10 protein-coding genes are annotated in these 11791 nt (G+C 43.3%); 7 read left to right on the top strand and 3 right to left on the bottom strand.

Features of this window, described 5'->3' with window-relative positions; genetic code table 11:
• Positions 1 to 74 precede the first annotated feature (74 nt).
• Genes R7O03_RS16900 through vctC form a run of 4 tightly spaced genes read left to right on the top strand, consistent with a single transcriptional unit; the run spans position 75 to position 3642 of the window.
• Positions 75 to 983, top strand: coding sequence for a siderophore ABC transporter substrate-binding protein (locus R7O03_RS16900; protein ID WP_005376635.1), 909 nt, complete (start codon positions 75 to 77; stop codon positions 981 to 983).
• A gap of 22 nt (positions 984 to 1005) precedes the next feature.
• Positions 1006 to 1941, top strand: a complete 936-nt coding sequence (gene vctD, locus R7O03_RS16905; protein WP_017820306.1) for an iron chelate uptake ABC transporter permease subunit VctD — start codon at positions 1006 to 1008, stop codon at positions 1939 to 1941.
• On the top strand, positions 1934 to 2884 hold the full coding sequence (gene vctG, locus R7O03_RS16910) for an iron chelate uptake ABC transporter permease subunit VctG (RefSeq protein WP_005376631.1): 951 nt from the start codon (positions 1934 to 1936) through the stop codon (positions 2882 to 2884). The genes vctD and vctG overlap by 8 nt, the downstream gene beginning before the upstream one ends.
• A gap of 2 nt (positions 2885 to 2886) precedes the next feature.
• Positions 2887 to 3642, top strand: a complete 756-nt coding sequence (gene vctC / locus R7O03_RS16915; protein ID WP_213970144.1) for an iron chelate ABC transporter ATP-binding protein VctC — start codon at positions 2887 to 2889, stop codon at positions 3640 to 3642.
• A gap of 42 nt (positions 3643 to 3684) precedes the next feature.
• Here the strand turns inward: vctC and cueR are convergent, their stop codons facing one another.
• Both cueR and R7O03_RS16925 read right to left on the bottom strand, forming a co-directional pair.
• Positions 3685 to 4071 (bottom strand): Cu(I)-responsive transcriptional regulator, encoded by a 387-nt coding sequence (cueR, locus tag R7O03_RS16920; protein WP_005376627.1) that lies wholly within the window; start codon positions 4069 to 4071, stop codon positions 3685 to 3687.
• Between the two features lie 87 nt (positions 4072 to 4158).
• Positions 4159 to 5127: a helix-turn-helix domain-containing protein gene (locus R7O03_RS16925; protein ID WP_064354719.1), complete on the bottom strand. Its 969-nt coding sequence runs from the start codon at positions 5125 to 5127 to the stop codon at positions 4159 to 4161.
• A gap of 116 nt (positions 5128 to 5243) precedes the next feature.
• Here R7O03_RS16925 and R7O03_RS16930 point away from each other — a divergent pair, with 116 nt between their 5' ends.
• Entirely contained in the window at positions 5244 to 7250 is a 2007-nt protein-coding gene (locus R7O03_RS16930; protein WP_005382608.1) for a TonB-dependent siderophore receptor, read from the top strand.
• Positions 7251 to 7291: 41 nt separating this feature from the next.
• Positions 7292 to 7573 carry a DUF2218 domain-containing protein gene (locus tag R7O03_RS16935; protein WP_005376622.1) on the top strand — a complete coding sequence of 94 codons (282 nt, stop codon included), beginning with the start codon at positions 7292 to 7294 and terminating at the stop codon, positions 7571 to 7573.
• Between the two features lie 88 nt (positions 7574 to 7661).
• On the opposite strand, the gene R7O03_RS16940 is transcribed toward R7O03_RS16935, so the two are convergent.
• On the bottom strand, positions 7662 to 7913 hold the full coding sequence (locus R7O03_RS16940) for a YgjV family protein (RefSeq protein ID WP_005376619.1): 252 nt from the start codon (positions 7911 to 7913) through the stop codon (positions 7662 to 7664).
• Positions 7914 to 8774: 861 nt separating this feature from the next.
• Between R7O03_RS16940 and R7O03_RS16945 the strand changes: the two genes are divergently transcribed.
• The coding region (locus tag R7O03_RS16945) for a retention module-containing protein (RefSeq protein WP_318131896.1) at positions 8775 to 11791 on the top strand (3017 nt) is incomplete at its 3' end.

The following is an 11791-nucleotide window of genomic DNA, read 5'->3' on the forward strand; positions in this document are numbered from 1 at the left end:
TTTGTTGAATGCATTAAAGAGTAGCGTTATATTGCGAACGCGTATGATAATAGATCTCATTAAGGCTTAACAAAATGAAAAAATTCGTCGGTGCGGCTATGCTGTCGTTATTTACTGTTTCTCCTTCTTTCGCTGCTAAAGTTGTGATTGACCACTACATGGGTCAAACAGAGCTAGAACAATCCCCAGAGCGTGTGGTTGTGATTGGCTTTGGCCCGCTAGATGCGCTGGACAACTTTGGTATCGATCCTGTTGCAGTATCTAACTCTTCTAATCTTCCTAGTTACCTTTCAAAATACAGCAAAGATAACTACACCTCTGCGGGTAGTTTGTTTGAACCTGATTTTGAAACCATCTACATGCAAAAACCGGATTTGATTTTGGTTGGTCCGCGAGCGTCTGCGAAATATGAAGAGCTGAGTGAAATTGCCCCTACAGTTGTTTTTGCGGCGAAAGAGAACCAAGGCTATTGGGAAGGCACGCAAGCGCAATGGCGCAATATTGGTAAGATCTTCAATATCGAAGAAAAAGTAGAGCAGAAAATTGAAGCGCTAGATGCTCAATTCAAAGCAATCCGTGACTACAACCAATCGAACAAAAATGATGCATTAACGATTTTGAGCATGGGTGACAACATCAGCGCGTTTGGTGCCCAGTCGCGATTTGGCGTCATTTATAACGACTTTGGCTTCTTGGAAACGGTTGAGCACGTGAAAACGGGCACTCACGGAGATGTCATTTCTTATGAGTTTATTCGTGAAGCTAACCCGAAAAATATTCTCGTGGTTGACCGTAATTCTCTGACAGGTACGCCGGATAACGATATTCGTAAATCCATGGATAACGACTTAGTCAAAGCGACCGCAGCATATAAAAATCATAAAATCACTTATTTAGATGTGGACGCGTGGTACTTGTCGATGTCTGGTGTGACAGCAACAGAAAAAATGGTCAGTGAGATAAAGCAAACCGTTGAACTGTAATCCAAGATAGCAGAGGTTAACTTTGAAGAAGTTATTGCTAACCCTTGTGGTTTTAAGCACGGTTTCGTTATTTGTTGGGGTGGCAAACATGACGCCCCAACAACTCTTTTCGGGTGATGAGAAAGCATTAGAGCTTTTCTTTACCAGCCGTATACCACGTTTATTTGCCATACTGCTTGCTGGTGCTGGCTTGAGTATTGCGGGTCTTGTCATGCAGCAAATCAGCCAGAACCGATTTGCGGCACCTTCTACAACTGGTACGATCGAATGTGCCATGCTGGGCTACGTACTGAGCGTGGTTTTCTTTGGTAATGATAATCACCTTTGGCTCGTATTCGGCATCTCGGTATTTGGGACGCTAGCGTTTGTTTTCTTTATTCAGCGCATTCAATTTAAGAGCGTGGTTTTTGTGCCTCTTGTCGGGATTATTTTCGGCAATGTCATCCAATCCATGACTACGTTTATCGCTTACAAATATGATGCACTTCAAAGTCTGAATGCTTGGACAGTCGCAAACTTCGCCAACATCTTGCGTGGTGATTTTGAACTGCTGTACATCGCGGTACCAATGGTTATCCTCAGCTATCTTTTTGCCGCAAGGATCTCCGCCGTAGGTATCGGAAAAGATTTCGCGATTAACTTGGGTTTGAATTATCAGCAGGTTGTGACGATTGGCGTGCTATTGGTGTCCATCATGTCAGCAAGTGTCGTGATGATTGTTGGCCAGTTGCCATTCTTAGGGCTGATTGTACCGAATCTCGTGAGTCACTTTTATGGCGATAACCTCAAAAAGAACATTCCGCTTACGGCCATGTATGGGGCCATTTTAGTGTTGTGTTGCGACTTGGTGAGTCGTTTAATTATTTTCCCTCATGAAATGCCAATCTCTATCGTGATCAGCATATTGGGTGGAGTGGTATTCATCGCTATGTTGTTGCGAGGTAAGCAACATGCGTGATTCAACGAAAATCCTGCTGCTAGGTGGCATTGCGATTCTTTTCGCGTGTCTGTTTATTGGTATTGGGCTAACGGCTGACAACTACCAATATTTTTTGTCTCGTAGAGTTCCTAAAGTATTGGCGATAGTGCTAGCGGGTGTGGCCATTGCTCAGTCTTCACTGGTATTTCAAACCATTACGCACAACCGAATTTTAACGCCAAGTATCATGGGTTTTGATGCGCTGTATGTGTTAACCCAAATTTTGATCGTGTTGATTTTTGGTGGGTTGAGTACCTTAGTTCTTAACTTGTACGTCAATTTCGCGATTGCAGTAATTGTAATGGTGTCGTTTTCGCTACTGCTGTTTGGGTTTTACTTTTCAAAAGGCAGCAAGAACTTGATTACGTTGCTATTGGTCGGCTTGATCTTTGGTCAGCTATTTTCCAATGCGGCGTCATTCTTTTCTTTGCTGATGGACCCAAACACATATGCAATTGTTCAGTCGAAACTGTACGCCAGTTTCAATAATGTCAAAGTGAACTTGGTTTACTTTAGTGCTCCGGCTTTAATGTTTGCATGTTGGTTGTTGTTTAGGATGCATCGCACTTTAGATGTGTTTTGGCTCGACCAAGACAATGCGAAAAGCTTGGGTGTTGATGTACCTAAAGTGACGAGAAATGTGTTTATTATCTCGGCGGTTTTGATTGCTATTTCTACGGCTTTGGTAGGGCCAATCATGTTCTTTGGTTTACTAGTGACCAACTTAAGCCGGGAAATGTTCCGAAGTTACCAACATAAAACGCTATTGGTCGGATGTTCGTTTCTATCCATCAGTTCATTACTTGCGGGGCAATGGATAATCGAAAACGTGTTCAGTTTTGAGACGACGTTGAGTGTCGTAATTAACTTTATCGGCGGTGCGTATTTCTTATACCTGCTGCTGAAAAACAAAGTTGTATAAATATGATAGTAATAGACAAATTAACGAAGGCTTTCGGTTCAAACAAAGTCGTAGACGAGGCCAATACTCAGTTTAAAAAGGGCAAGGTAACATCGATTATCGGTCCAAATGGCGCGGGAAAGAGCACGCTGTTATCTATGGCCTCGCGCTTAACGGAGCGAGATGGCGGTAGTGTTATCATTGATTGCAAGGAAATCGCGGAATGGGACACAAAAGAGCTAGCGAAAAAACTGGCAGTACTTCGCCAAGCTAACTCGATTACAATGCGGTTTACCGTAAAAGAGTTAGTCTCTTTTGGTCGTTTCCCATACTCTAAAGGAAATCTGACTAAAGAAGATCATGAGGTCATAGAACAAGCGATCGACTACTTAGATTTGCAAGATATTCAAGACAAATACTTGGATGAATTAAGTGGTGGTCAGCGACAGCTTGCATTTATTGCTATGGTGATTGCACAAGATACAGATTATGTCTTTCTTGATGAACCTCTTAATAACTTAGATATCAAACACTCTCTTCAGATCATGAAAGTTGTGCAGCAGTTAGCCCATGACATGAATAAAGCCATGGTGGTCGTGATTCATGATATTAATTTCGCGGCGTGTTACTCAGATGTCATATTGGCGCTTAAGAAAGGTAAAGTTGTGGCGAGTGGTGCGGTTGAAGATGTTATTCAAGCGTCTACGCTAGAGGACATCTACGAAACGCCATTTAACATCATAGAGTTAAACGGTAAGCGCATGTGTACTTATCATTAAGCGAGCTAGTTCGTTTTTAACGAGATCAATAGATAGGCGGGCTTACTTGGTGAGCTCGTCTATGATTGGGCATCGGCTCTCTGCATCTCCAGGACAAGAAGAAACCCAACCTTCAAGTTGCGTTTTGATCTCCATGAGGTGTGCAATTTTTTCTTCAACCTCTCTCAGTTTGTCCATGGTTCTTGCTTTTACTTCGCTACTTTTGCGGTTGGGGTTATGAGCAAGTTGTACGAACTCTTTGCATTCTTGCAATGAAAAGCCTGCGCTTTTTGCGCGTGATACCAAGTTAAGCTCTTGAATATGATTATCTGAATATTCGCGATAGCCAGAGTCGCTACGCGCTGGTGGAGATATGATCCCTTTGTCTTCATATAATCGAATCGACTTAGATGAAAGCCCTGTGAGCTTCGCGACAGCACCAATATTCATGTTTAACCTCCATAACGTTTAAGGCGAGTATATACCGATGTTGTGGATAAGACACTCCTAAATAACAGTCAGTTACCTAGAGTCCCCTTACTCTTTAATCACTTCATGTGGTGGCACACCAAATGCCTTTTTGAAGGCATAAGTGAAGTTAGAAGGGTGGTGGTATCCGGCTTCATAGGCGGCTTCTGTTATCGTCACTAGGCCACGTTCCAAATGTTGCCTAGCAATCTCAAGACGTCGAAAACGAATGTAGCCGTTTATGGTCATATTAAGTGATTGTTTAAATCGGCGCTGCAGGTTTGAAACACTCATTGAGAATTGGCTCGCCAACTTTTCCAAGCGTAGTTCTTGATCAAGGTGAGTTTCAATATAGCTGACAATATCCTCAATCCGACCATCAATGTGTCGTTCAATACTGCTGTTTTTAGCACTGAAATTCTTAGGAATTTGCTTGGTGGCTTGATGTAATATTTGATAGATCAAGCTTTCGACTTCTAGCTTCTCTTGGAACTCTTGCGGTGTTTCTCTATTTGTTAACGTTTCAGCCAGTTCGCATAGCGTCTGGTTAAGCTCCAACTGTTGAAACGCCTGATGAGAGTTAAAAAAGGCTCGATGGCTACAATTTTGCTCAAGGCGGGCCTCTAGCCATTGGGGCTTAACCAATATGTTGATCTTATTAATGAGGTTATCTTTGAGCAGTGAACGACGAAAATTTGCAGGTTTGAGTAAGTTCACCACTACACCCTTAGGGCCGTCGCTCGCGTCTAAATCAAATTGCAAATCGTCGTAGCCAAACGAGAGTCTACCTTCTAAAAGAATAGTGACCAGCAGTGAGGCGTGTGCAGTAGAAACAATATTCGAATCAATAAGTTCTAGACAACGCCCGCCATGAACAAAAATTTGATCATTGTACTGATATGATAGGAACTTACCTTCGGCCAGTTGAGTTTGACAAGGTTGGCCTTGCGTGACAATCCATTGTTTCTCTGTCGCCTTTAGTCTTTGGGTTAAAGCTATCTTGGCAATTTTAGTTCGTTTTGTTGTAACTTCCTGCATTTGACACTTCCTCATAACACTTGTGCGATTTCGCATAACCAAATCGCCTTTGTATTTATAAAACTCATGCTTATTATACCTGAGAATTATTATCATTAATATTTAGGAATGAAGTTATGGAAAGCCCTGCTTGTTCACCTATCAAGCTTTCAAGCCTTTGCCTTGCAGTGGGAATGGCGCTATCAACCCCTGTTTTAGCTCAAGATACTGAGTCACATTTTGAAGAGGTCGTTGTATGGGGAACGAAAGTTTCCAGCAACACTGAGTCGATGTTTGCGGACGACATGTCACTGAAGCAAGCGGATCATATGTCTGATTTACTGCGCGATATTCCCGGTGTAGATGTTGGTGGAACACACTCTGTGAATCAACGTATTACGATTCGTGGTTTGAGCGAAACCGATTTGGACATTCGTCTTGACGGTGCTTCTCAGCATGCGAGCATGTTCCATCATATTGGTAACTTGACGTTGAACCCTGACATTCTCAAATCTGCGGACATTCAGGTAGGTAATAACTCTGTGACTCAAAACGGGTTAGGCGGTTCGGTCTACTTTGAAACGAAAGACGCTCGTGACTTACTTCGTTACGATGAAAAGTTTGGTGCGCGTGTTTATGGCGGCTATGCATCCAACGACAACCAACAAGGTTCGTTGACACTGTACGGACTTTTGTCCGAAAACATTGATGCGATGGTCTATGGCCATTACGTTACGCGTGATGATTTTGAAGATGGTGATGGCAATAAAACCTACGGTGCTGCAGGTGATGTTTACAACATTCTGGCTAAGCTGGGGTATGAACTAAATGACATCCATCGTTTTGAGCTCTCTTATGACATGTACCGAGACAGTGGAGATTACAGTCCGCGTCCTGATATGTCGGGTAGTGCAAATAATAGCCTTTCGAGCAAGTTACTTATCCCTACGGATTATGACCGCGATACCGTTACTTTGAGTTACGAGTTGCGAGGCGAACAACACCAAGGAAACGTCACTCTTTATAATACCGAGACAGAAATTAAACGTGACGAAACGGTGATGGCCCCTCGTTGGCCCTCGAACCGTTTATCAAAGAACACCGCCAAAAACCAAAACTTTGGTTTGAATGGCAAATTCCAGTCAGATGTTATGTTAGGTGAGTTTGATAATCGAGTCACTTATGGCTTCGACTACATGGATAAAACGTCTTCGAGTTACTACGGTAGTCGTAAGTTTATGGACGAATCGGCGATTTCAACCGCACTGTTTGTAGAAGATCAGTTCTTCTTCTCTGATGCCTTCTTTATTACCGCAGGTATGCGCTTTGATGATTACAAACGCAAAGCTGAGACAGGAACCAGTAATTATGATGATGTGACTTGGGCTCTAGCAGCAGAGTGGGCGGTGACTCAAGATTGGACGTTGTTTGCGAGTGCACGTTCTCTATTTAAAGGTCCAGAGCTAATGGAAACCTTTATTGCTTACCAAGACGTTGCATTTTTAGAGGATGGGTTGAAGCCAGAAACGGGATTGAACACGCAGGGTGGTGTTCGTTTTGATAAAACCTTTGATAAGCATTTCTTTGGGGCGAATATTACGGTATTCCAAACGGAAATTGATGATTACATTGCAGACCAGTACCAAAACGCGACTCAAACTTACCTGATTTACAACTTAGGTGATGTTGAGATTAAAGGCTTTGAGGCAAGTGCTTCTTATGGTTACGACAAGTTTAACAGCAAACTTTCTTACTCTAAGTCGGACACCAAAAACAAGAATACTGGTGGTCCTGTTGCTGGGGGCAATGGGCGTAGCATTGATATGGGTGATAGCATTGCTCTAACTTTGGATTACCAGTCAGACGCTTTAGAAACGATCTTCGGGTGGAACTCAATGTTTGTTCTAGAGGAAGACAACGTCTTTGATGGTCAGCCAAAGAAAGCAAGTTATGATGTGCATAATCTATACGCTCAATGGGTGCCGTCTGATATTGATGGACTGTCGGTGACCTTTGGTATTGATAATGTATTTGACGAGTTGTACAGCTCTCATGCGTCTCGTTCGGGTACTGCACGTGGCTTCACGCTTGATGACTACGAGCCGGGTCGCAACTTCAAGCTCTCTGCAGCTTATCAATTCTAACAAGGTTCTTCATAGGACGTTTCAAAGTAACGAGTAAGTTCATGATTAAAGAAAGCACCCGAATAGATAGCGAACACGCTGACAAATACTTAGTGACGCTTTGTCGGCATTTTGGACGAAAAGTTCCTGCTACTTGGAATGAAAATAGCGGTTTGGTGACATTTCCGACGGGAAAAGCGGAGTTTAACCTTTGTGCATCTAGCTTAACTATAACCTGTGAGGCGGATTCAGAAGAGAAACTGAATACGGTTAAGGCGATCATTTCATCGCATGTGGACATGTTTTCTCGTCGAGAAACATTAGCACTTAGCTGGGTTCGTTAGCGCTCGTTTAGGGATGCTGTGATAGAAATGGAATATTAAAAGCAAAAGCCCGCAATCTTATGATTTGCGGGCTTTTATTGTTTGAATGCTATTGCGCTTTCTCAGGCTCTAGGCTTTTTTTTTCCTGCTGCATTTTTGCTAGGAAGTAGATGTTAACGCAAGCAATAAAACCGTTAGTTAATACTACAGGCCAAGAATCAATCATTAGTCCGTAAGCAGTAAATAGCGCACAACCAATAAAGTTAAGGATACGAAGCTTAACAATATCTTTCATAGTTAGCGAAATAGCGACCATGATTGAAGCTGCATAACCTAAAATCTCAACCATATTCATGTCCATTTTTTGACCCTCTTAAAATCTGCCGAATTTTGTCGGTACCAATTCTTCTCATCTTGAGATTAATGAGGAAGCTCCATGCCTCGAATGGTCTTTTTTTGTTGTATGGACGCACTATATCAATGGAAAAACCGTGATAAAAGCCTCAAATCAAGGTTAAGAGAAGGTTAGCGATTACGCAAACGTTTAGGACTGGAATTACTGATAATTTTACTTATTGTGTTGATTGATAATAACGATGACATTAATAGCTCAAACACCATTGAAAGTAAGGGAATATTTACATATGATTGAAAATGATAATTATTTTCAAGTGCTGTGTTTATGTATTTTATTATTAGCTTGGTCGTGTTTTTTTTGCTGTATATCAGAACAAAACCGAACTCGTGGTGTGCGGGGATTCATATCGTAAGCCACTTTTGTATCGTTGCATTTTGTCCTGCAATTTATGTTGTTCAATATTTAATCGTTACGTTTTTTTCGTCACCGATATTGATTAAGATGTCATCACGCTCCGGTGTATACAACATTCTCATTGCTTTTCTTCCATTATTGATCGCAACCGGCAGTCTGGCGTTTAGCTGAATGATTTCATCTCTCTTCTTTTCTTAAAACAACTACACTTAATTAGAATAAGGTATCAATTTCATATAATTATTCGATATCTACGCGTCAGCACATGTGTCACATTTCTGTGACTACGAGTAAGTTTTACTTATGTTGCTCGGTAGTAGGGTATTTATCGATTGTTTAATGATTCAATACTTAGTTTAATCGCATAAAGGTGTGCAGTATGCCGCACTAAATTAATAAGAAATTATTTAAAAAGGTTAATGGGAAACGTAAGCCATTAGCGGAGGTCAGATGAGTACGCACACGGTACCGCAGAGCGCGATTGTAAATGCTGTCAAAGGTGAAGTTTTGGTTTTGGGCCTGGACGGAAACGTTAAGGTCATAAAATCAGGGGATGAGTTAAGACCTGGCGAGATTATTATCACAGAAAATAATGCCTCTCTCGACGTACAGATAAATAATGAGCTTTATCTGGTCGACGCAAATTGTGTTGCTTGTCTTCCTGTGCCTTCTTCTGAACCGTTAGAACCAGTATTGGTACAATCTCCAGTTAATGGCTTGGTGACTTTTGACCCAACGGCTATTGGAAGTGCTGACTTCGACGCCAACGATATTGCCGCTATCCAGCAAGCTATTTTAGACGGAGCTGACCCTACCGCTATCTTAGAAGCAACAGCTGCTGGCGCAGGTGCTGAAGGCTCGGCTAATGCTGGCTACGTGACGGTTGAATATAATAACCCGGAAGTACTCGCTTCTACTTTTTTTGAAACGTCTGCGACTCGCAGCGGAGAAGATGATCGCGACGAAGATGACGGTTTGAATGTCACGATTTTTGCTGATGGTGGGCAGTCACTGCAATCTAGCGTAACAGAAGGCTCAATTTCTCTATCTAGCTACCCGCAAACCATTTCTTCTAGTGTGCTGGTTGAAGCAGGGGATCTCGCACTTGATACTGCTTCATTTGTACCTGAAACGTCCTCATTAGAGTCTTTGTTAACCGAGTTAAATAGTGACATTACCTCTGGTGGTCAGCCAGTGGCGTTCGTTTACGACGAAGCGCAAAATGCCATTATCGGCACTCAAGGTGGTAACGAAGTGCTTCGTATCGAGATCGAAGCGACATCTTTAGGCCGTGATTTAGAGTTAGAGGTCGTTACCACGATTAGCCAGGGTATTGACCATGTGGCGTCCATCGCTGATGGCCAAGTATCTATCGTCGGTGATCAAGTCAATATCGCTTTTGACATTACAGGCGCAGATATTGGTGGTAATAGCATTCAAGCGCCTATCGATTTTACGACAACCGTTATTGATGGCGATGATCCTGCGCCGCAAAACGTTACTTTTGAAAACGTTGAATCTTCTTCTACACCAATCACTGGCACCTTTGTTGATATTGGTAGTGATCAATTGGCAACAGTCACGTTTAATCAAGAAGGACTTAGTCAGTTCGATGGCCTACTGAGTGATAATCAGGCGACAGAAGCGGTACTCTCTGAAGACGGCAGTACTATCACCTTGTCCATTGCTGGCTCGAATGAAACCGTCTTAACCATCAGTCTGAATACTGATGGTACCTACCAATTTGAGCAATTTAAGCCGTTAGAACAAACAAACGGTGAAGATACGATTGAGCTCTCTTTACCAACCACAATCGTCGACTATGACCAAGATACGGCAAGCAACACCTTTACGATGACCATCCTTGATGGCGATAATCCAGTGATTGAAAACGTGACGGGCTTGTCTTTAGACGAGGCGGGGGTTGACCAAGGTTCACAGGAAGGCGCGGCAGTAACAAGTGGTACTGGGTCGATCACGACAGCGGTCGGAAGTGACATCATTGATCACTATGAGTTGGAACCTACAGAGTTCAATGATGGTGGAGAACTCCAATCTCAAGGGCAGGTTGTTCAACTAGAACTAGCGTCCGAGAGTAACGGCGTACGTACTTACGAAGGCTTCATCGAGCTGGATGGTGTGCGTATTACCGTATTTGATGTGGCGATTGATGCACCTGCATTGGGCGAATACCAATTCAACTTGTATGAACAACTTGACCATACGGGTGCTAACGATGACTCGCTCACTTTCTCACTGCCAGTTTACGCGGTAGATGCGGATGGTGACCGCTCCTCTATTACCGAAGGTTCGAACACACCAGAAGCTGCGCAAATTGTCATTCAAGTTCAAGATGACGTTCCTTCGATTGATGGCGTTGATGCGCTAGCCGTCGATGAAGACGATTTATCAAGCATTGGCTCCGATCAAAGCGACTCTGTGTTCGCGCAAGGTAGCTTCACGACGACTCAGGGCTCAGACCGTGTTGTAAGTTATCAATTAGAGAGCGGCACTGATCCACTCAATGGGTTGGAATCGCAGGGGAGATCTATCTCTCTGACGGAAACAACCAATTCAGATGGCAGCTTTACCTATTCTGCAACGGCAGAAGGGGACGCTATCTTCACCTTACAAGTTAACCCTGACGGTACTTATTCGTTTACCCTTGAAGGTCCAATCGATCATGCTGCGGGTAGCGATAGCTTAACTCTAGACTTCACTATTGTCGCAACGGACTTTGACGGTGACACCAGTTCACTTGTTCTACCGGTAACCATTGCCGATGATGTGCCAACCATTAATGACGTTGTCGCTCTTACCGTCGATGAAGATGACTTAAGTTCGGTAGGCTCTGACCAATCACAGCCGACGTCGGTTGAAGGTCAGTTCACGACGACTCAGGGTTCTGATGGCGTCGTACAGTATCAGTTGGATGTCAACGCTTATCCATTAAATGGCCTGCAATCTCAAGGTCAAACCGTTTCCATTGCCGAAACGCAAAATGCAGATGGCAGTTACACCTACAGCGCAACGGCAAATGGCAGTGCAGTTTTCACATTAATTTTGAATACCGACGGCTCGTACAGTTTTGAGCTGCAAGGTCCAATTGACCATGCGGCAAATAGCGACAGCTTAACCCTTGATTTTAGCGTTATTGCTACAGACTTCGATGGTGACACAAGCCAAATCGTATTGCCTGTCACCATCGTGGACGATAAGCCAACTATTACCGATGTTGATGCGATTACCGTTGATGAGGATGATTTAGGTACGATTGGCTCAGACCAAACTGACCCGATTTCAATCGATGGCAACTTCACCACCACACAAGGCTCGGACCGAGTGGTGAGCTATCAGCTCGATGCTTCTGCAACACCAGTAGCTGGACTCACATCACAAGGCGTGGCAGTCACGCTGACTGAAACCGAAAACGCTGATGGTAGCTTTACTTACGAGGCGACGGCGGG

Origin of the sequence: Vibrio sp. Vb2960 (assembly GCF_033337665.1) — a bacterium.
GTDB classification, from domain to species: domain Bacteria; phylum Pseudomonadota; class Gammaproteobacteria; order Enterobacterales; family Vibrionaceae; genus Vibrio; species Vibrio alginolyticus.

Bases quoted from the DNA above. Each gene is read 5' to 3' on its own strand.
- R7O03_RS16900 (WP_005376635.1), top strand. From the start codon at position 75: ATGAAAAAATTCGTCGGTGCGGCTATGCTGTCGTTATTTACTGTTTCT.
- vctG (WP_005376631.1), top strand. From the start codon at position 1,934: ATGCGTGATTCAACGAAAATCCTGCTGCTAGGTGGCATTGCGATTCTT.
- vctC (WP_213970144.1), top strand. From the start codon at position 2,887: ATGATAGTAATAGACAAATTAACGAAGGCTTTCGGTTCAAACAAAGTC.
- cueR (WP_005376627.1), bottom strand. From the start codon at position 4,071: ATGAATATTGGTGCTGTCGCGAAGCTCACAGGGCTTTCATCTAAGTCG.
- R7O03_RS16925 (WP_064354719.1), bottom strand. From the start codon at position 5,127: ATGCAGGAAGTTACAACAAAACGAACTAAAATTGCCAAGATAGCTTTA.
- R7O03_RS16930 (WP_005382608.1), top strand. From the start codon at position 5,244: ATGGAAAGCCCTGCTTGTTCACCTATCAAGCTTTCAAGCCTTTGCCTT.
- R7O03_RS16935 (WP_005376622.1), top strand. From the start codon at position 7,292: ATGATTAAAGAAAGCACCCGAATAGATAGCGAACACGCTGACAAATAC.
- R7O03_RS16940 (WP_005376619.1), bottom strand. From the start codon at position 7,913: ATGGACATGAATATGGTTGAGATTTTAGGTTATGCAGCTTCAATCATG.